At 62.7% G+C, this 18,653-nt stretch carries 18 protein-coding genes and 1 pseudogene; 5 read left to right on the top strand and 14 right to left on the bottom strand.

Going from position 1 to position 18,653, the window contains the following annotated elements:
- Positions 1 to 11 precede the first annotated feature (11 nt).
- Together GNZ13_RS15325 and GNZ13_RS15320 are read left to right on the top strand one after the other, a co-directional pair.
- Entirely contained in the window at positions 12 to 956 is a 945-nt protein-coding gene (locus GNZ13_RS15325) for a LysR family transcriptional regulator (RefSeq protein ID WP_172165700.1), read from the top strand.
- Positions 946 to 2,397 carry an aldehyde dehydrogenase family protein gene (locus GNZ13_RS15320; RefSeq protein WP_172165747.1) on the top strand — a complete coding sequence of 484 codons (1,452 nt, stop codon included), beginning with the start codon at positions 946 to 948 and terminating at the stop codon, positions 2,395 to 2,397. The genes GNZ13_RS15325 and GNZ13_RS15320 overlap by 11 nt, the downstream gene beginning before the upstream one ends.
- Before the next feature lie 88 nt (positions 2,398 to 2,485).
- Here GNZ13_RS15320 and GNZ13_RS15315 read toward each other — a convergent pair whose 3' ends face one another.
- The 7 genes from GNZ13_RS15315 to GNZ13_RS15285 form a co-directional block, all read right to left on the bottom strand.
- Positions 2,486 to 3,463 (bottom strand): 2-dehydropantoate 2-reductase, encoded by a 978-nt coding sequence (locus GNZ13_RS15315; protein ID WP_172165699.1) that lies wholly within the window; start codon positions 3,461 to 3,463, stop codon positions 2,486 to 2,488.
- Positions 3,464 to 3,728: 265 nt separating this feature from the next.
- Positions 3,729 to 4,349, bottom strand: a complete 621-nt coding sequence (locus GNZ13_RS15310) for a LysE family translocator (RefSeq protein ID WP_172165698.1) — start codon at positions 4,347 to 4,349, stop codon at positions 3,729 to 3,731.
- A gap of 143 nt (positions 4,350 to 4,492) precedes the next feature.
- On the bottom strand, positions 4,493 to 5,032 hold the full coding sequence (locus tag GNZ13_RS15305) for a hypothetical protein (RefSeq protein ID WP_172165697.1): 540 nt from the start codon (positions 5,030 to 5,032) through the stop codon (positions 4,493 to 4,495).
- Positions 5,033 to 5,275: 243 nt separating this feature from the next.
- Complete coding sequence (locus tag GNZ13_RS15300; RefSeq protein ID WP_172165695.1) at positions 5,276 to 5,860, bottom strand: IMPACT family protein; 585 nt, start codon at positions 5,858 to 5,860, stop codon at positions 5,276 to 5,278.
- Positions 5,861 to 6,043: 183 nt separating this feature from the next.
- Entirely contained in the window at positions 6,044 to 6,412 is a 369-nt protein-coding gene (locus tag GNZ13_RS15295; protein WP_172165693.1) for a hypothetical protein, read from the bottom strand.
- Between the two features lie 111 nt (positions 6,413 to 6,523).
- Positions 6,524 to 6,682 (bottom strand): hypothetical protein, encoded by a 159-nt coding sequence (locus tag GNZ13_RS15290; protein ID WP_172165690.1) that lies wholly within the window; start codon positions 6,680 to 6,682, stop codon positions 6,524 to 6,526.
- A gap of 66 nt (positions 6,683 to 6,748) precedes the next feature.
- Positions 6,749 to 7,429: a TetR/AcrR family transcriptional regulator gene (locus GNZ13_RS15285; RefSeq protein ID WP_172165687.1), complete on the bottom strand. Its 681-nt coding sequence runs from the start codon at positions 7,427 to 7,429 to the stop codon at positions 6,749 to 6,751.
- Between the two features lie 65 nt (positions 7,430 to 7,494).
- On the opposite strand from GNZ13_RS15285, the gene GNZ13_RS15280 reads away from it, so the two are divergent.
- Positions 7,495 to 8,133: a glutathione binding-like protein gene (locus GNZ13_RS15280; RefSeq protein ID WP_172165684.1), complete on the top strand. Its 639-nt coding sequence runs from the start codon at positions 7,495 to 7,497 to the stop codon at positions 8,131 to 8,133.
- Positions 8,134 to 8,155: 22 nt separating this feature from the next.
- On the opposite strand, the gene GNZ13_RS15275 is transcribed toward GNZ13_RS15280, so the two are convergent.
- Positions 8,156 to 8,413 carry a DUF2866 domain-containing protein gene (locus GNZ13_RS15275; RefSeq protein ID WP_172165681.1) on the bottom strand — a complete coding sequence of 86 codons (258 nt, stop codon included), beginning with the start codon at positions 8,411 to 8,413 and terminating at the stop codon, positions 8,156 to 8,158.
- Between the two features lie 309 nt (positions 8,414 to 8,722).
- On the opposite strand from GNZ13_RS15275, the gene GNZ13_RS15270 reads away from it, so the two are divergent.
- Positions 8,723 to 9,838: a GGDEF domain-containing protein gene (locus tag GNZ13_RS15270; protein WP_172165678.1), complete on the top strand. Its 1,116-nt coding sequence runs from the start codon at positions 8,723 to 8,725 to the stop codon at positions 9,836 to 9,838.
- 123 nt (positions 9,839 to 9,961) lie between these two features.
- Here the strand turns inward: GNZ13_RS15270 and GNZ13_RS15265 are convergent, their stop codons facing one another.
- The 3 genes from GNZ13_RS15265 to GNZ13_RS15255 all read right to left on the bottom strand — a co-directional run bounded on the left by GNZ13_RS15265 (position 9,962) and on the right by GNZ13_RS15255 (position 13,876).
- Positions 9,962 to 11,710 carry a peptidoglycan D,D-transpeptidase FtsI family protein gene (locus GNZ13_RS15265; protein WP_172165745.1) on the bottom strand — a complete coding sequence of 583 codons (1,749 nt, stop codon included), beginning with the start codon at positions 11,708 to 11,710 and terminating at the stop codon, positions 9,962 to 9,964.
- Between the two features lie 119 nt (positions 11,711 to 11,829).
- Positions 11,830 to 12,036: a TRIC cation channel family protein gene (locus GNZ13_RS15260; RefSeq protein WP_172165743.1), complete on the bottom strand. Its 207-nt coding sequence runs from the start codon at positions 12,034 to 12,036 to the stop codon at positions 11,830 to 11,832.
- Positions 12,037 to 12,334: 298 nt separating this feature from the next.
- Positions 12,335 to 13,876 (bottom strand): methyl-accepting chemotaxis protein, encoded by a 1,542-nt coding sequence (locus GNZ13_RS15255; RefSeq protein ID WP_172165676.1) that lies wholly within the window; start codon positions 13,874 to 13,876, stop codon positions 12,335 to 12,337.
- Between the two features lie 797 nt (positions 13,877 to 14,673).
- Here GNZ13_RS15255 and GNZ13_RS15250 point away from each other — a divergent pair.
- Positions 14,674 to 15,742: pseudogene (locus tag GNZ13_RS15250) on the top strand (2-aminoethylphosphonate aminotransferase).
- 77 nt (positions 15,743 to 15,819) lie between these two features.
- Here the strand turns inward: GNZ13_RS15250 and GNZ13_RS15245 are convergent.
- The 3 genes from GNZ13_RS15245 to GNZ13_RS15235 form a co-directional block, all read right to left on the bottom strand.
- A complete protein-coding gene (locus tag GNZ13_RS15245) occupies positions 15,820 to 15,972 on the bottom strand; it encodes a hypothetical protein (RefSeq protein ID WP_172165674.1) in 153 nt (50 codons plus the stop codon).
- A gap of 120 nt (positions 15,973 to 16,092) precedes the next feature.
- Positions 16,093 to 16,797, bottom strand: coding sequence for a PIG-L family deacetylase (locus GNZ13_RS15240; RefSeq protein WP_172165672.1), 705 nt, complete (start codon positions 16,795 to 16,797; stop codon positions 16,093 to 16,095).
- A 294-nt stretch (positions 16,798 to 17,091) separates the two neighbouring features.
- Positions 17,092 to 18,567, bottom strand: coding sequence for a UdgX family uracil-DNA binding protein (locus tag GNZ13_RS15235; RefSeq protein WP_172165670.1), 1,476 nt, complete (start codon positions 18,565 to 18,567; stop codon positions 17,092 to 17,094).
- Positions 18,568 to 18,653: the final 86 nt, after the last annotated feature.

Here is an 18,653-nt window from a genome sequence, read left to right as displayed (position 1 = left end):
GTAATGACGTTATGAATGTTTCTTTGCAGCAACTCAAGGTGTTCGTCGCCGTCGCGCGTGAAAGGAGCTTTACGCGCGCGGCGCGCGAGTTCGATCTGACGCAGTCTGCGGTGAGCCGTTGTGTGCGCGAACTTGAAGACGCAGTCGAATTGAAACTGTTCGACCGCACTACACGCCAGGTAGAACTGACTCACGCGGGCGCGAGTCTCGAGCGCAGAATCGGCCGCCTGCTCGATGAAATCGAATTGACGCTGCGCGAGGAGCGTGCCGCTTACGACGGACACACCGGCGTGGTTGCGCTGGCGAGCAATCCTGTGCTGTCGTCGAGTTGGGTGGCTCAGGGGCTTGCCCGTTGTGCATCGGCGTTTCCCGAGCTGATCGTGTCCGTCGAGGATCAACCGCAAAGCAATGTGCTCGCGAGCGTCGAGCGGGGGGAAGTGGACTTCGGCGTGGTCTCGGTGGCGGAGCCCCTTGCCACCGATCAGTTTCACGCACAAGTGGTTTTCACGACGCCACTGCACGTGGTGATGCCGCCCGCGCATCCGCTGGCGCGGCAAGCCGGCGTCGCATGGAGCGCATTGCAGGAATGGGCGCTCGTCACGCTGAATGCCGATGCGGGCATGCGCGCGGCGCTTGAACTCGCCTTCAGCGCGCACGGCTTGAAGCGACGGCCGGAGCAGGAACTCGGACACGTCGCAGCGGTGTCGCGCATGGTCGAGCTGGGTATCGGCATCGGCGTTTTACCCGTCGGTGGGCATTGGCCCGCGCCCGCCGCGTCACTGGTGAGCCGGCCGCTGGTTCCGGAGATGAATCTGACGACACTGCTCGTGCATCGCCGCAATCGCTCCCTCAGACCCAACGCTGCGACGGCGTGGGCGCAGTTCGCGGCCCTCTCCGATCCGCTACTAGTCAGCCCACGCGACATTCCGCACAAGGAGCTTCATGATGGAAACTGAAACCGACCTCAGGCGCCATGACCTGCTGATCGACGGCAAGCGTTTGCCGCCCGGCACCGGTGAATATTCCGTCGACATCAACCCGGCGACCGAAGAACCGATTGCGCTGGTTGCACAAGGCAGCGTTGCCGATGTCGATACCGCGGTACATGCGGCGCGTGCCGCGTTGAAGGTGTGGAACGCGATACGGGCAGCCGAACGAGGCCGCATCCTGGCGCGTCTCGCCGGCCTGATGCGCGCGAATCTGGAGGAGCTCGCCGCGCTCGAAAGCCTCGACGCCGGCAAACCGATCTCGGCGGTGATGCGCCAGGATATTCCTGCAGCGATCGATACGCTCGAATACTACGCAGGCTGGTGCGACAAGATCAACGGGCAGGTTGTGCCAGTACGTCCCGACGCATTGACGTACACGCTGCGTGAACCGATCGGCGTGGTCGCCGCGATCGTGCCGTGGAATTTCCCGCTAATGATCGGCATGTGGAAAATCGCCCCCGCGCTGGCGTGCGGTTGCACGCTGATCGTCAAGCCTGCGGAGATTACGCCGCTAACCGCGTTGCGCATCGGCGAACTCGCGCTCGAAGCGGGCGTGCCTCCGGGAGTACTGAACATCGTCACCGGCAAGGGTAGGGTGGTCGGCGATGCGCTGGTGGCGCATCCCGGCATCGATAAAGTGACTTTCACAGGCTCGCCTTCTGTGGGGCGCGGCATTCTGCAGGGCGCGGCCGGCAACTTCAAGCGCGTCACACTGGAGCTCGGCGGCAAGTCGGCGAACCTGATCTTCCCGGATGCGAATCTCGACAATGCGGTGCGAGCCGCGGCGTCAGGCATCTTCTTCAACACCGGCCAGGTATGCTCGGCCGGCTCACGCATTCTGGCGCATCGCGATGTCTACGACGAAGTGGTCGAGCGTCTCGCGGCGCGTGCGAAGGCGATCAAGGTCGGCGATCCGGCGGCGCGCGAAACGTCGATGGGGCCGCTCATCTCCGCGGCGCAGATGAAAACCGTGCTCGGCTATGTCGAGACAGGGCGCTCCGAAGGGGCGTCGCTCGTGACCGGCGGCGCGCGGGTGGGCGAGCGCGGCTTCTTCGTCGAGCCGACGGTGTTCGCCAACGTCGAGCATGAAATGCGCATTTCACAGGAGGAGATCTTCGGACCGGTGGCGAGTGTGATTCGCTTCAACGACGAAGCCGACGCGATCCGTATCGCCAATGGAACGTTGTATAACCTCGCGGCCGGCGTATGGAGCGCGGATATCGGCCGCGTGCATCGAGTGGCGCGTGATCTGAAAGCGGGCACCGTGTGGATCAACACCTACGGCTATACCGACGTGCGCTTGCCGTGGGGCGGTTCCGGCGATTCCGGTTTTGGCCGCGAACATGGCGACGTGGCGATCGAAAATTTCACCGAGCCGAAGGCGGTATGGCTGGCTATCGATCAATAGCGGTGTGAAAGAAAAGGATCGAACGCGTGGCGTTCGATCCTTTGCTGAGGCTTGCGAGCGAGACGTTGGTCGAGGAACGAACTGACGCTCAATCACCCTGCAATGCCATCCGTTCGCGTAGTTTGATCAGGGCGAGCACGACGTCGATAGTCGGCGTGGGCTCGGCAACGAGCCGGCCCATTTCCTGCACCACCGTTAATAGCGGATCGATCTCCATTGGACGGCGGTTCTCCAGATCAACCAGCGTCGAAGTCTTATGTGCGCCGACCGCGCCCGCGCCGTCGATGCGTTTTTCCACATCGACGCGAAAATGCACGCCGAACTGATCCGCAATGCGCTTGGCTTCGAGCATCATTGTGCGTGATACCGCGCGCGTGCCGGGGTCGCTGGTGAGAACATCGAGCGTAGCGTGGGTCAATGCGCTGATCGGGTTGAAGCACAGATTTCCCCACAGCTTGAGCCAGATTTCGTCGCGGATGTTGTCGCGAATCGGCGCGTCGAATCCCGCTGCCTGCATGATCTCGTGCAACTGCTGAATGCGCGGCGTGCGTTCGCCGCTCGGCTCGCCGATCGGGAATTTCTTGCCGTACACGTGCTTGATGACGCCCGGTTCGACGATCTCAGCAGCGGGGTACAGCACACAGCCGATCGCACGTTCGGGGCCGAGCTTGGTCCATTGGCTGCCGTCAGGGTCGATGCTGGCAAGGCGCGTGCCGGCAAATTTCCCGCCGTGCTGGTAAAAGTACCAGTAGGGAATGCCGTTGACGCCGGTGACGATGGCCGTGTGCTTGCCGAGGAGCGGTTGCATCGCATCGACCACGCCGGGCAGCGAGTGCGCCTTCAGCGTGACGATCACGACATCTTGCACACCGAGTTCGCGCGGGTCGGATGTACAGCGCACCGGCGCACTGTAGGTTTCGCCGTCCATGATCAGGCGCGCGCCGTGTTCGCGCATCGCCGCAAGATGCGCACCGCGTGCGACGCAACTCACATCCGCGCCGGCACGCGCCAGTTGCACGCCCATCAAGCCGCCAATCGCTCCTGCTCCGAAGATACAGATCTTCATGATGCCGCCCCTATGACTATGAGAAGTCGCTTGCCCGATGCCGCATATCGCATTGCCGCGGCGGCGGGTCATTCTTCGAGCATAGGGGGGCAGGACGATTGCTGATAGTTAAAGTTTCTGCGGAAGTGCATTACCTATCGTTTATGGTTGCGCCAATGAGCCGGCTACCATGCGGCATTCGACGATGCGAGAGGGTGCTGTACAGCCGGAGCGTTACCGGAGAGATAGTTCGGTAAGCTTAGTATTGTGCTTCGGATCAGGCGTGTTATGTCCGCCGAACCAGCAGAAAGCTCACGCCGATGGCCGCCAGAAACGTTCCACAGCAGCGATTGAACCACCGGCGAACCTTGGCGCGAACCAGCCACTTTCCAAGGTGCATGCCGGCCCAGGAATACAGCGCGATCGCTACCCATTCGAGTACCAGAAAGCTCGCGCCGAGCACGGCGAACTGCGGCAACATCGGTTTGGCGATATCCACGAACTGCGGCAAAAATGCGGTGAAAACCAGAATCGCCTTCGGATTGCCTGCCGCCACGAGACACTCCTGCCGCGCAATCCGCCAGAGCGATGCGTCGTCCTGCTGGGTCGTTTCGATGGCCGGAGCGTCGCTGCGCCACAACTGGATGGCAAGCCAGATCAGATACGCGGCGCCGGCCAGTTTGATCGCAAGAAAGAACCACTCGGATGCGTGCAGCACGACGGCGAGGCCGGTCGCGGCCAGCACCAGCATCAACGCGAATGCGACAAGCCGGCCGGTGCCGCCGACGAAGGCCGTCATGAAGCCGTGACGCGCGGCTACGTTGATCGATAGAAGATTGTTTGGACCGGGCGCGAGGTTGATCGCGAAGCAGGCGGGCAGGAAGAACAGCCAGGTGGTGATAGACATGACGGCTCACACGGAGAAGGGGACGGTGTTGCAACGAGTCGGGCGCGCGAGACCGTCGGCGCCAGTAACGCCTCGATTCTGCTTTTTCCCGATATTTCCCGATTGTAGCGAATCGGCGGAACGTGCCGATTCGGTCCGTCCGCTTAATTCACCGATTTAACGAATCCCGGGTCGCTGATCAACGCATCGACGCTCAACCTGACCGTGTCTTCGATAGCGACGGTGTTACTGGTAAATTTAGGCGACTTCTGCCGGACTGTCTTGATGGTTGTGAACACAACTTTCTGGGTCGCGGGATCGGTCACGATGTAGCGCATTTTCAGTGTCCAGAATGCCGGCGACCGCGAGTCGTCTACCGTGAAATTCTCGATGCTGCCGCTCAGAACCTTCCCGCCCTCAGCGAGATGAAAACCGGCGATCCGCAAACTGCTCGCGATGCCGTTACGCACGGTCTCGTTGATATCGTTTTTTAGCACGATGCCGGTCATCGCCGTGTTTTCGATCCGGTTCGGCGAAACCTGCCCGTTGAGAGCCGGCATGTAGACGAAATCGCGGGCGGGGGCCACGCTGAGCCAGCCGGTTGAATGCGCGGCCGCGCGTGGTGGGCTATTCAGGCCGAACCACGACCAGGAGCAGGCGGACAGCATCAACGGCAGTGCGACGGCGCCGCAGCCCTTGAGCACAGCGGATCTCAGGGCCGGACGCCGGGGGCCGAGCGATTGCCGCAGAGACTGACTCTGTTGCGGCGACTCGGGCGCTGTGCTGGAAAAAGCGGCGGTCGAGGTCAGAGGAGTTGCCTTTTAAGTTGAGTCATCGCGGTACAGAGCAGCATGGTAACAGCGAGCCGATCCCGTGCATCTTCTTAACAGGGTCAGGGGCCGAAATTCTCGAACGATTAAACCAGTCCCGCTCAGAGGGCAACACGATCAAAAGAAACCGGCTTTGCCCTGAGTCATATCCACCAAGGCTAGCCGGGCATGATCTACTGCGTTGACGGGTAGCCGGACAGTCATCTTCACCAGCATCCCGTAGGCGCTGTCGACGAGTCCGTAACCTTCAGCCTCGATCCACCTGCGCACTTTCGCTTCGTCGGCGTAACTCACTTCGACGACCAGCGTAACCTGGGCAATCCTCTCGACCCGCGGCGCGTCCAATAGCGCCGAGGCAATCGCATCGGTATACGCTCGCACCAGCCCGCCGGCGCCCAGCTTCACGCCGCCGTAATAGCGCACGACGGCCGCCAGCACGCCGTCCAGATCGTGATGCCGCAGCACTTCGAGAATGGGCCGGCCCGCGGTTCCGGACGGCTCGCCGTCGTCGGACATGCCTGACTGGCCACCTGCCAGCAACGCCCAGCACACATGCGTCGCGCCAGGATGCTCGTCGCGCAGACGCCGCAACTCGGCCATCGCGGCGTCGCGGTCGGCGACCGGTATCGCATGCGCGATGAAACGGCTCTTGCGAATCTCGAGTTCCGCGCAGAGCGGCGCGGGCAAGGTATAGGTGGGCAAGGCAAAGACTTCAGTGGATGAAAAAATGCGGGCCTTATGTGGGTCTCATTTGAGTCTCATGCGGCCCTGTGCCCGCAATGGTAACGGATCGCCGACGGGTAATCGGCGAATGTCTATAACCGTCCGCTAAACGCGTGCCTGTCTGCTGAATCGGACACGCGGCAATACGCTGGCACGCTCGAGCTAGATATTCCGGCGTTGCCGCCTCAGGCGGCCTTCACGTGCGTATTCCATCTGACCCTGGGTGCGCACGGCGAGCCTTTCCTGTTCGGCGCGGCTTATCTGCCGCGTATCGTCGATATCACCAACACGCAGCACTTCCTGCGCGATCCGTATGCGTAGCGGCATTAATGGTTCGCCGCGCTCGACCAGCGTGCGGTCGGTGGCGCGCGCCTGCTGGACGCCGCTGTCGATCAGGTTGCGCAACTCCAGCAGCGTGAGCCGCTGGCGCTGGATCTCGAGGATGAGCCGCTGGATGGCCTGCTCGTCGCGCGTGCGCCACCAGGCGCGCAGTTCGGCGAGCGTGGGAGGGTCGAAGGGAGGAAGACGCATTGCTCAGGCGAAAAGTACTGTATATACGTACAGTATATCCCGTCTTTTTACGAAACCGCGTAGCGCGCGTTGACTGGCTCGCAACCTCTGCAAGAGGAGGCGTTACAACGCTCAACTGAGCGCGAGCATGATGGAGGTGGAGACCACGATGATGAAAAGACACGTCGCGGTAATCAAATCGTACGGATAACTCATGTCGAAGCCATAACGTGTCGAGCGGATGAAACCATCATAGGCATAACCGCTCTCCGTGAATGTCAAGCATTGCAAAGGCGCTGCTATCCGGCTGCCTATGATCCGGGGGAAACTGAACGACGCGGACGAAACACCTTCCGTCTAGCGTCCACGTCCCTTCGCTGCGGTTTTGCCCGTTGCAGCCACCGGTGACTCGCCCACATTGCCGCATATCAACGCGACCCCCGCAACCGCTGTCGCCCGCAGTGACGCACGCGAGTCGCCCGCGCGGGCGCGCAACGCGAGACTGTGCAAAATCGCCGACGCGAGCTTCGCGAGGAGGGGGGGCTGCGCATCGGCGGCCAGTTCGCCCGTGGCCTGCGCCAGCTTGAAGCGTTTCTCGAAGGCCTTGTCATAAGTGCGCAGTCCCTCGGCAAGCGCTGCGCGGACCTCGGCGTCATCCACCGCTTCGACCGCGGCGGTGCCGATCATGAAGCAGCCGAGTGGATCACCGTCGGCGGGCAAGTACCACGCGAGTGCGCCGTCATAAACGCGCAGCAGCGCCTGCGGCAAGGGTAGGTCCTCGCCGAGCGCATGAACCATCGCGAGCCGGCCGGCCTCGATATAACGTTCGAGCGTGGTCAGATACAACGCATGTTTGTCGCCGAATGCGCCGTACAGGCTCGGGCGGTTCATGCCGGTCGCGGCGCTCAATTGATCCAGCGAGGTACCCGCGTAACCGCTGCGCCAGAACACGTCTGTTGCATCGGCGAGCGCCTGGTCGGAATCATAGGCACGCGGGCGGCCACGAGGGCGGATTTCTTTTTTTGTACTGGTCGGCATAAAAATGTGGCGAAAGTGATTTATGTGCAATATAGTACAAAAACACCAACGACAGGAAATTCCCCATGGATCTGTACTTTTCGCCGCTCGCATGCTCACTGGCCACCCGAATCGCGTTGTACGAGGCGGGGGCGCAGGCTGGGTACATTCAGGTCGACACGAAGTCTAAACAGCTGTCGGATGGCTCGGACTTCTATCCGATCAGTCCGCTTGGGCAGGTGCCGGTGCTGCGCACGGACGAAGGCTGGCTGTTGACCGAAAACACGGCGATTTTGCCGTATGTGGCCGATCATTTTCCGGCCGCACGGCTCGCGCCGGCCGCCGGCACGGCACAGCGTGCGCGCTTGCAGCAATGGCTGGGTTTTATCAGTACGGAGTTGCACAAGGCGGTGTTCGTGCCGCTACTCGATGCGCGCGCGCCCGAAGACGTGAAGCGCTATGCGCGCGACAAGGCCGCGTTACGGCTAGGCGTTCTGCAAGATCATCTGGCGCAAAACGAGTATCTGCTCGACGCTTTCAGTGTGGGCGATGCCTATCTGGTCACCGTGCTGAACTGGGCGTCGTATGGCGGCGTCGATCTTTCGCAATGGCCGGCAGTTGCTGAGTACTACAAGCGGTTGATGCAGCGGCCGAGTGTCGCGAAAGCCGCTGCGGAAGAAATCGCCTTGTTTCAGGAAGAAATGGCGAAGCGCGCGAAAAGCTGAGGGCAGGTTGCCGTCTGCGCGATTAGTCGTCGTTGTGCTGGCAAAAGCGGCGCCCCGGAATGTGCGATACGACCGCTTGTGCGATTTCGAGTGGCGTGCTTTCCGCGGGCACCACACGGCGGCTCGACTCGGGGGTGTGCTTCATGGTCCATTCGACGAGTCTGTACGAGCGTCCCCAAGGGGGCTGCAAGGGGTCCGAGACCTTGCACGAGTGGATCTGGCGCACCCATTCGTTGCCGGGCATTGCGCGCAAATGCTCGAATACCGTGTCTTCAACCATCGTTTGACTCCTTCTTCGCAGGCATGCTGTCCATCTATCGGCGCGTCGGCGACACCCCCGGAGAAAAAAAACGCCGCCGATGTTCTGGCGGCTCAACAGGGGATGTTGTGCGTCATAGTTACAGGTAAGAATTAAACCAAACTTAAGATCGCGCTCAAAATCCCCGCGCTCGATCTTTCTCTTGTTCGCCTCGTTAAGCCGCTGTTTTGCGTGCGCGGTGATCCAACCCTCAAGACCTCTCGGAATTGGCCGTTATTAAAGCGATTGGGGCCGCCGACCCCGCTCCGCCTCCGGGCCCGCATCGATAACGTGACGAATCTCGCTCAAACGCCGCTTTCAGACCGCCTTCGCTCGCTCGTCGATACTGTGCAGCACAACGAGCGCACGCTGCGCCGCTTCCAGAACGTCGAGTTGAGGTTGATCGGCGCGCAGGATTTCGCGTCGTTTCTCGACACGCTGTTCAGCCATCTGCCGCAAGAATTCTCGCTGGCGCGCGTGGTGGTCTGGCTCGACGACCGTGCGCCGATGTTGCTCGAGCTGCTCGAGCCGGGCGCTTTGCATGCGCTCGACCAACCCAATCTGAGAACGTCGCGCGAAGGCGGCCTCGCCGCCCAGGGTCTGTGCGACGAGGGACGGCCGTGGCTGGGCAAGCTGGGCGAGCTGGATGAAACGGCGCGCCGCGCGTTCTTCGGCGACGCCGACACGCCGGCGAGCGCGATCTTGCTGCCGCTTGCCGCTGGCGACACCGTCAGCGGCTATCTATGCCTCTGCAGCGACGACCCAGGTCGTTTCGCTGAAGGCATGGCGACGGATATTCTGGAGCGCTTTGCGAGCATCGTTACGGCGAGTCTCGACAATGTCGCGCATCGCGAGCGGCTCAAGCAACTTGGTATGACCGATTCGCTGACCGGCCTCGCCAATCGCCGCTACTTCGATGAACGGCTGCGCGAGGAGATCATGCGTGCCGTCCGGTATGGCGTGCCGGTCGCGTGTCTTTTCATCGATATCGATAGTTTCAAGCGTATCAACGACACCTACGGACATCAGACCGGCGACCGCGCTCTGGCGGCGGTGGCGGCCTGCGTGCGTCAGCAGGTGCGGCTGGGCGATACCGTCGCGCGCTACGGCGGCGAGGAGTTCACCGCGCTGCTGCAAGGCGATCGGGCCGACGCGCTGACGGTCGCCGAGCGCGTGCGGCTGGCTGTCGAAAAGCTGGATTTGCAGGACGACCACGGCGAACGCATCGCGTTGACCGTGTCGATCGGCGTGGCGGCGCGCACGATTACCGGTACGCCGGCCGATGCGGCCGCGCAAGGCCACGCGATGATGGAAGAAGCCGATCGGGCGATGTACCAGGCCAAACGCAACGGCCGCAACCGCATTGAGGCGCTGGCGAACGCGGGTAGCGATAAGGCGCCACGCTAAGCCTCGCTTGGAATGGCGTGATGCGATTCACGGAGTAGCGGGACAGAGGCGGGTCAGACGCGATGCAAACGCGATGCGCGCGCACCCACGTCCCGCGTCGGCGTCTTGCCGAGTTCCTTCTCCTTAGGCATCCGGCGGCACCCCCAGCAATTGCAGCGCTCCCCCCGTCACCGCGCCGAACACCGGGCCGGCCACCGTCCCACCATAGAACGCCTTGCCGGCCGGGTCGTCGATCATGACGGCGACGATCAGCCGTGGGTCGCTCATCGGCGCCATGCCGACAAACAGCGCGCGGTAACGGTTTTTCGCGTAAGTGGCGCCGACCTGTTTGCGCGCCGTGCCGGTTTTGCCGCCGATCCGGTAGCCTTCCACCGCCGCGGCGCGCCCTGTGCCGCCCGGGCCGGTGGCCATTTCGAGCATCGAGCGAATCGCGCGCGCGGTGGCGGGCGTGGTGACCGCATGGCCGTTATCCGTGGCCTGCACCGCGCCATCCGCACCCGCGCTCCCATCTGTGTCTTTAGCTTTACGCAACAGACTCACTGGATGCAGGGTGCCGTCGCCGGCATAAGCGGTGTAGACCTGCGCGATTTGCAGCAGCGAAGTGGACAGTCCGTAGCCATATGCCATGGTCGCCTGTTCGATCGGACGCCAGCGTTTGTACGGGCGCACCTTGCCCGACGCGACACCCGGAAAGGTCAGATCGGGCCTCAACCCAAGCCCGTATTCCTGATACTTGTTCCAGATCTTTTCGGCGGGCAGATTCAGTGCGAGCTTGGCGAGTGCGATATTGCTCGATTTCTGCACGGCTTCGGCAACCGTCATCGCGCCATGATTCGACGTGTCGTGAATCACGGCCGGGCCGATCTTGTACCAGCCCGGCGCGGTATTGATGACGCTTTGCGGCCGCACCTTGCCTTCGTCGATCGACAGCGCGACGACGACCGGCTTGATCGTCGAGCCCGGCTCGAAGGTGTCTACTACCGCGCGGTTGCGCAGTTGCCGTCCAGTGAGACGCGCGCGGTCGTTCGGATCGAAGCTCGGATAGTTGGCGAGCGCGAGAATCTCACCGTTGCGCGCATCGAGCACGACCACGCTGCCGGCTTCGGCCTGATGTTTGGCAATGGCGTCCTTCAGTTGCGCGTAGGCGAGCTGCTGAATGCGCCGGTCGATCGTCAGATGGATGGTGTCGCCGTTCTGCGCGGGCACGAGCGGCCGCGTTTCGGACACCACCCGGCCCAGACGGTCGCGGATCACTTCGCGCTGGCCCGGCACGCCGAGCAGTTGCTCGTTGGCGGCGAGCTCCACGCCTTCCTGGCCGTTGTCCTCGATATCGGTGAAGCCGACCACGTGCGCCGCCGATTCGCCTTCAGGATAAAAACGCTTCGAATCCGCAATCTGTGTGATGCCGCCGAGGCCCAGTTTGTTCACGTGATCGGCGGTGTCGGCATCCACCTGGCGCTTGAGCAGCACGAAGGTCTTGTCGCCGGTCAGACGCCGGCGCAGTTCCGCCAGCGGCAAGTCGAGCAGCTTCGAAAGCGGCGCGAACGCGGCTTCGTCGAGCAGCTTGGGCGAGGCCCAGATCTCATAGGTCGCGAGGCTGACGGCGAGCATCGAGCCATTGCGGTCGACGATGCGCCCGCGCGTCGCGTCGAGTTCGAGGGTGCGCTGATAGCGTTTTTGCCCCTGATCGACGTAGAAGTTCTGATTGACCACCTGGACCCAGAACGCGCGCGCCGCCAGCGACGCGAACGCGCCGAACACCAGCAGGACGACAAGTTTCGAGCGCCACATCGGCAGGCGCGCGGCCAGCAGCTGGTTCTTCGCGACGGGCGCGTACGGATCGTGCGACTGCGATTTCTTCTTCTGGATCATGAGTGCGGTGAGCGAACAGCGATGCGGGGCGAGAAACCGGCAATGCCGGCGGCCTGTCGCGCGTGGCTGACGAGCGTGTTCCTCGAGTGAAAGCCCCACGCGTGTGGCGTGCAGCGGGATTAGCTTGCGCCGCCCGAATCGGCGGCGGTGAATACCTTGAGTTGCCAGTGACGCAGCCATTTGGCGCTGGCCGCGGCAATCGACGCTGCCTCGATTGTAATCAGAACGTAATCTGGATGCGAGATCGATGCAAGGGGATAGTGGCCGGGCAGCACGTCGCGCACCGTGCAGCCGCCGAGCGCGGTGACGGTGCCGACGAGACACAGGCCTAATTCGGCTCAATCGGGTTGCGGGATCGGGCGTGGCAAGCGTTTGCTGAGAACGGCGAGGCTTCGCCTTCGCAGAGCAGACGCGGCTGTGGTCGTAACCGCAAGACGTAGCCACAGACACAGGCGGCCACAAAAAAGCCGCGCGGACTTGAAAAATCCGCGCGGCTGGTTCGTTCGATTGATGCGTCGACTCCGACGCGGCGTGTTAAAGAGGCGCTCGCTGCCTGTAGAGCGCCTTCTTTTTCGCTGCCTCTCTTCTGCGAGAGTCCCCGCTGCCTAAAGGGAGCCGGCGACCTCAGGCCGGCAAGGCGAAGCTCGAGATCGCCTCGCGCAACACGCCCACCTGATCCTTCAGCGAATGGGCCGCGGCGGCGGCTTGTTCGACGAGCGCGGCATTTTGCTGCGTGACCTGATCCATTTCGCCGACTGCGCGATTGACCTGTTCGATGCCCGCGCTCTGTTCGCGCGACGCATTGCTGATCTCCTCGAGGATTTCGTTCACGCGGCGCACCGACTGCACGATCTCGCCCATGGTCGAACCGGCGTTGGCGACCAGCGACGCGCCGGCTTCGACGGTATGGGTGGACGTTTCGATCAACGCCTTGATTTCCTTCGCGGCCGTGGCCGAGCGCTGCGCGAGGCTGCGCACTTCGGCGGCGACCACCGCGAAGCCGCGTCCCTGTTCGCCCGCGCGGGCCGCTTCGACGGCGGCATTGAGCGCGAGGATGTTGGTCTGGAACGCGATGCCGTCGATCACGCCGATGATGTCGCCGATCTGCCGCGAGCTGCTGGTGATTTCGCCCATCGTGCGGACCACGTCGTCGACGACGCGGCTACCGCGTGTGGCCACATCCGCGGCCTGACCGGCGAGTTGCGCTGCTTGCAGCGCGCTGTCCGCGTTCTGCTTCACGTTGACCGTCATCTGATCCATGCTCGACGCCGTTTCGACGAGCGCCGCGGCCTGCTCCTCGGTGCGCTGCGACAGATCCGTGTTGCCAGCGGCGATTTCGGTTGCGCCGATATTGATGTTTTCGGTGCCGAGACGCACGCGCGAGACCGTATCGACGAGACCGGCCTGCATAGTGTGGAGGGCGTGCAGCAGACTGCCGTTGTCGTTCGCTTGCACCGGCACACGTGTCGCGAGGTTGCCACGCGCCATCAGTTGCGCCGCTTCGACCGCGACTTCGAGATCGCCGCCGAGCGTGCGGCGGATGCTGCGCAACACCAGCAGCATGACGACAGTGGCGATCGCGCCGAGCGTCACGATGATGACGAGCCAGCGCAGCAGATTGGCGTAGAACGCGCGCTGCACGTCGTCCATGTACATGCCGGTGACGAGATACCAGTCCCACGGCGCGAAGTGGAGTGAGAAGCTGGTTTTCGCCACGGGTTTGTCGCTGCCGGGCTTGGCCCATAGATAGTCGACATAGCCGCCGCCGTCGTGATTGCCTGCGTTGACGATATCGACGAACAGGTGATTACCGGCTGGGTCGGTGAACTGCGCGAAGTTCTTGCCGACCAGTTCCGGCTTGATCGGGTGCATCAGCATGACCGGTTGCGAGTCGTTGACGGAGATGTAGCCGTCTTTGCCATAGCGCATGGCAGCGAGCGATTCGAGCGCCTGCTTTTTGGCTTCGTCTTCGGTGATCGTGTGTTGCTGGGCGAGGGTGTAGTAGCGGTTGACGATGTGATTGGCCTGGTCGATCAGCGAGGCGAGTTGATCGCGGCGGTCCGAGATCATCGACGCGCGGTTTTGCCATGCGCCGAAGCCACCGATCAGGATCAGGCCGGTCCAGAGGACCGCGATCATTGAGGCTAGTTTTTTGTTCAGATTCATGGCAATGGGGTTTGCTTTCGCTGTTGCTTTCGCTTTCGCGAGGTGGTCGGTCAGGGTGGTGCTCTTTCACTCTTTCAATCTTTCACTTTTTCGCTTGCAGCGATTGGCTTGTCGCTCGCCGTTGTTTACGGCTTCTCGGTCTTTGCTCCGCAGGGGAGGGGAAACCCGCTGTGTTTTTGTCTGACTAATTTGGGGTGGGTTTGCCTGTTCGGCGCTTGTTCGGTTGTTTGCCTACAGCGTTGGACTTTCCTTGATTTGTTTGCCCGTGCGGTGTTTTTTTTCTGTGCGCTTGCGGTTTTGGCCTTTCCTTGATTTCTTATTGGTCTATTAGCGTCGCCCCTGTGCGGGGCAGGCACTTACTTTCTTTGCCGCCGCAAAGAAAGTAAGCAAAGAAAGCGGCTTCACACCGCTAATTCTTAAGCGGGTCCCCCGGCTTGGAGGAGGTAGTGGTGCATCTGGAATCTGTGTTCTCGCACATTCAGCGTGAGTGACAAGGCCGTCATACTTCCGGCGGCGCTGCGCGCGTCGAAACGTAATTCTCTTAAAACCAACTACTACGTTTTCGCACTCGCATTTTGCTCAGCACCGCGGCTCGCCGTAGCATTGCCATTGCCATTGCCATTGCCATTGCCATTGCCATTGCCATTGCCATTGCTACATCCCGGTGTTTAATTCGAACTGCGAGTTCGCGCTTTCATTCGCTGGTGGCACTTGTCCTTTGAATGCTTGGGCGCTTCGCCGAGGCGAAGCCGAGGGCTCTTGTTGCGCCACATCGGCTCCGCTTAAGGAGTGTGCTCATGCTGCTGCACAATCCCGGCCCGGTGACGCTCACCGAACGCGTCCGCATCAGCCTGTTGCAAACGGATCTGTGCCACCGCGAAAGCGAATTTTTCGACTTGCAGGAAGAGGCGCGCACAAGTCTGGTCGATCTGTACGGCCTCGACGCAAACGAATGGCAAGCGGTCTTGATGACCGGTTCCGGCACGGCGGCTGTTGAAAGCATGACCGCCGCACTGGTGCCGCAAAACGGCAAGCTGCTGGTCGTGGAAAACGGCGTGTACGGCGAGCGTATTTCGCAGATCGCCACGCAATACGGCATCGCGCATGAGTCGCTGAAACACGACTGGATGCAGGCGCCGGATCTCGCGAAAATCGCCGAACGCCTCGACGCGGAGAAAGCGTTCACGCACGTCGCGGTGATTCATCACGAAACAACGACAGGCCGTCTGAACGATCTGCAGGCGCTCGGCGCGCTGTGCTGCGAACGTGGTCTGCGTTTGCTGGTGGATGGCGTGAGCAGCTTCGGCGCGGAAGCGATCGATTTCACCGACGCCAGCCTCGACGCTGTCGCGGCGACCGCGAACAAGTGTCTGCATGGCGTGCCTGGCGCGTCGTTCGTGCTGGTGCGGCGCTCGCGCAGGCGGCGAGCCGCACGTATTACCTGGACCTCGGGCGCCTCGCGCGTTTGCAGGATCAGCGCAATACGCCGTTCACGCCTTCGGTTCATGCGTACTACGCGCTGATCGAAGCACTCGCGAACTCGCCGGCGAGGGCGGTTGGGGTGCGCGCCACGCGCGCCACGCGCGTTACGCAGCGCTCGCCGAGCAGGCGCGCACGGGCCTGGCCGAGCGGGGCGTCGGCAGTGTGTTGCCGCCGGAGCACTCGTCGGTGGTGCTGCGCGCGTATCGCCTGCCGGACGGCGTGTCGTATCCGCAACTGCACGACGCGCTGAAGGCGTGTGGTTTCGTCACCTATGCCGGTCAGGGCGGGTTGTCAGCCGAACTGTTCCGCATCTCGACGATGGGCAACATCCACGCCGCCGACATCGACCGTCTCCTGCAAGGCTTTACCGAGCTGACGCGCTAAAGCACGCGTTTATTCGCGCGTCCGGTAAAAATCCGGCAACGATCCGGCAACGATCCGGTAACAAGCGCACGGCGGCGTCACACCGGGTCTTTGTCCGGCGGTCCCTCGGGCCGCTGCGGCTCCTCGGTGTGATGACCCGGCGACGGCGGCACTAGCGGATCGGCTTCCGGGTCCCGGTTCGGATCGGCATTCGGATCGGGAATCGGGCTGGTATGCATGTCGTAGCTCATTGCATCACCTTTTAGTTGAGACGCGAACTGAAAGCGGGCGATACGGCCGCTGGCGGTCGAATCCACCTACACGCTGGCCGTTTCCTTTTAGCGTAGGCGATCCAGCACGCCGCGCGCCCCTTACTTTTTCCTGCGACGGCCCACGCTCAATTGCCAGTAGCGCTCGGCGGCGAAAACGTCGTCGTAATTGCCCGCGCCGAAAGCGCGCAACTGGCTTTCGTAGGCGTTGACCGCTTCGCGTTTGAGCTGGGTGCGGCGCGCGAGATCAATAGTATGGCTCGCGCTCGGATAGGCGGGTGTGGCGACGATGCCGCGTTGCGCGAGGTCGGCGAGGCGCGCCTGCACGACACCGGGTGTGCAGCGGTGAATCGCGTCCTCATAGGCGAACCACGTGAGATGCGACAGGCGCGGCAAGATTTCGCAGCAGGCTTCGAACACCCGTACGTGATCCTCGTGATGCAGGCCGAGCGGCATCAGCAGCGTGTTCGCGGTCGTGCGGTAGATGGTCTCTTCAAGCGCCGCGGCTAATCTGGCGATCGACGGCGAGTCCATGTATTGGTCTTCGCGAAACGGCATGCGCAGTGGAATCGCGTCGAGCACCTCTAGCGCGAGGTTGTCTTCGAGCGTGCGGGCGTGGATCGCCTGATGGGCGCTCGTGAAACCCGACTTTTCATCCCATTCGGTATGCATCTCCTGCTCGGGCGGCGCGGCAAACACCGTGCAGACCGCGGCGTCTGGATGGGCGGCGAGTAATGCGCCGCAACTGAAGACGGCGTCGTCGAAATGGGGCGAGACGATGAAAAGGCGTGGGCTGGTTTCACTCATGGGGCATGTGGTGGTTTCGAAACGCGCGAGGCCGCATTTGACGCTTCAATGTTGCGGAATTGGCGGCGTCACATCAGCTTAGGCGGAATTGGCGCGGCTTGTGTAATCGTTGTGATCGGCGCAAACCGTGTGCCTGGCTGGGCCGGTTCTGCCGTGGCTTCCCGCAGAGGTTCACCTTTGGCGGGTGCGCTGCCGTGCTTGCATCGCGCACTCGCAACCGCTCAGATATGAGCGGTTAGCCTGATTAATCACTCACCTGTGAGCGGTTACGTTTTTGCTCCTGCTGGCTACGCGCTATCGCCCGCCATTGTCCGCCAGCGCCGCTGCGCGGCCGAACGCCGCCGCAATGGTCGCCACGATGTCGTCGCGCAACCTGGCGTCGGCCATTCCTAGCGCATACGACGGATGCCAGGCCGGCACGATCAGGCGTCCGTCGTGGGCGATGGTTTGACCGAGGTATTCGGACAGATTGACGTGCGCGCCGGTCAGCGCTTTCAGTGCGGTCGCGCCGAGCGTGACGATGACGCGCGGCGTGATCCGCGTCAGTTCTTTTTCCAGCCAGTACTGGCAAGCCTCGACTTCGCGCCGCGCGGGCGTGCGGTGAACGCGCTGCTGGTCAAGCGTTTCCCATTTGTAATGCTTGACGGCATAAGTCAGATACAGCGCCTCCCGTTTCAGACCGGCGCGCGCAAGCACGGCGTCCAGCAGTTGACCGGCTGGGCCGGTGAACGGCTCGCCGTGCTGGTTCTCGTACTCGCCAGGCTGTTCGCCGACCACCATGATCGCCGCTTGTGCGGGCCCGGCGCCCGCAACCGCCTGTTTCGCGTTTCGCCATAACGCGCAGCGCCGGCAGGTGGCGAGCGGGCCAGTGGGCTCCTGCAAGGGCGGCGTCATTGCCGAAAACTCGACCGGTGGCGCGGGAGAAACGGTGACGGCGGCGCTTTGCGCGCCGAGACGGCTGCGCTCGCGAGCAAGGCGTGCGGGCAGCGGTCGACCCGCGGGCGGCATTCTCCAGTAGCGCAGCGGCACGGACGACGGCTCGCCATTGAAGGCGCTGGCGTAGTACGCGAGCCAGAGCGCCTCCGTGGGCGTGCTGGTGATGGCTTCGCCGGTCATGGTGCTGGCCGGTAACGCGTGCGCGGCTTGCTCGCGTTCCCCCGCTGCCGGCCGGCCGATGCGCAGCAGCATGCCGTTCCAGAACGACGCGCCGTGCGGCGTGGCCAGCATCCACGTGGAATCGCCCATGCGAGCGGCGAACAGCGCGGCGGCACGCTCCAGCAAGTCATGATGCGGCTCATACCAGCCGACGAATTCGGGTGGCCCCATCGACGGATCACGCCGTCTGAACAGCGTAAGTGTCACCAGATCCTCGGTTTCGTGTTCAATAGCCTGGATGCGTTGATCCAGCAGCGAGCCGTCGGGGTCGTTCAGATCGAGGACGTCGCGCTCGCCGCGGGTCCAGCGCCATAGGACGCGGTACAGCAGCGCCCAGCGGTCCGGCGCGCGGAAGCACGCAGCCGTTTTCAGCCAGGAGAGCAGTTCGCGGGGAATCGCGGGAGCGGACAGGACTGGGGCAGGGCCAGTAGCGATTCCTGTTTCGGAGGCACCTACAGTGGCGAGCGCGGATTCAGTAGCCAGCGTGTTTGGAGCCGCCGCTTCACCTTCAGACTCAACCCACTCGATCTGCGCCGGCTCGACACCTTGCCGCAGCAGCGCCCGCGCGGCGCGCCGCCATACGGCGAAAGACGGTTCGATCGGAATGCGTTTCATGCTGACGCGCCGTGGATACGCACATCGTGATGCGCGTACCTATGCGGCCAAAATACTGTATAGATATACAGTATGCGCCCAATCGC

The organism is Paraburkholderia elongata, from assembly GCF_013177735.1.
Lineage (GTDB): Bacteria > Pseudomonadota > Gammaproteobacteria > Burkholderiales > Burkholderiaceae > Paraburkholderia > Paraburkholderia elongata.
The sequence above is the reverse complement of the archived record's forward strand: the minus strand, read 5'-3'. Positions and strand labels throughout refer to the sequence as shown.

Bases quoted from the DNA above. Each gene is read 5' to 3' on its own strand.
- GNZ13_RS15325 (WP_172165700.1), top strand. From the start codon at position 12: ATGAATGTTTCTTTGCAGCAACTCAAGGTGTTCGTCGCCGTCGCGCGT.
- GNZ13_RS15320 (WP_172165747.1), top strand. From the start codon at position 946: ATGGAAACTGAAACCGACCTCAGGCGCCATGACCTGCTGATCGACGGC.
- GNZ13_RS15315 (WP_172165699.1), bottom strand. From the start codon at position 3,463: ATGAAGATCTGTATCTTCGGAGCAGGAGCGATTGGCGGCTTGATGGGC.
- GNZ13_RS15310 (WP_172165698.1), bottom strand. From the start codon at position 4,349: ATGTCTATCACCACCTGGCTGTTCTTCCTGCCCGCCTGCTTCGCGATC.
- GNZ13_RS15295 (WP_172165693.1), bottom strand. From the start codon at position 6,412: ATGCGTCTTCCTCCCTTCGACCCTCCCACGCTCGCCGAACTGCGCGCC.
- GNZ13_RS15285 (WP_172165687.1), bottom strand. From the start codon at position 7,429: ATGCCGACCAGTACAAAAAAAGAAATCCGCCCTCGTGGCCGCCCGCGT.
- GNZ13_RS15280 (WP_172165684.1), top strand. From the start codon at position 7,495: ATGGATCTGTACTTTTCGCCGCTCGCATGCTCACTGGCCACCCGAATC.
- GNZ13_RS15275 (WP_172165681.1), bottom strand. From the start codon at position 8,413: ATGGTTGAAGACACGGTATTCGAGCATTTGCGCGCAATGCCCGGCAAC.
- GNZ13_RS15265 (WP_172165745.1), bottom strand. From the start codon at position 11,710: ATGATCCAGAAGAAGAAATCGCAGTCGCACGATCCGTACGCGCCCGTC.
- GNZ13_RS15255 (WP_172165676.1), bottom strand. From the start codon at position 13,876: ATGAATCTGAACAAAAAACTAGCCTCAATGATCGCGGTCCTCTGGACC.
- GNZ13_RS15245 (WP_172165674.1), bottom strand. From the start codon at position 15,972: ATGAGCTACGACATGCATACCAGCCCGATTCCCGATCCGAATGCCGAT.
- GNZ13_RS15240 (WP_172165672.1), bottom strand. From the start codon at position 16,797: ATGAGTGAAACCAGCCCACGCCTTTTCATCGTCTCGCCCCATTTCGAC.
- GNZ13_RS15235 (WP_172165670.1), bottom strand. From the start codon at position 18,567: ATGAAACGCATTCCGATCGAACCGTCTTTCGCCGTATGGCGGCGCGCC.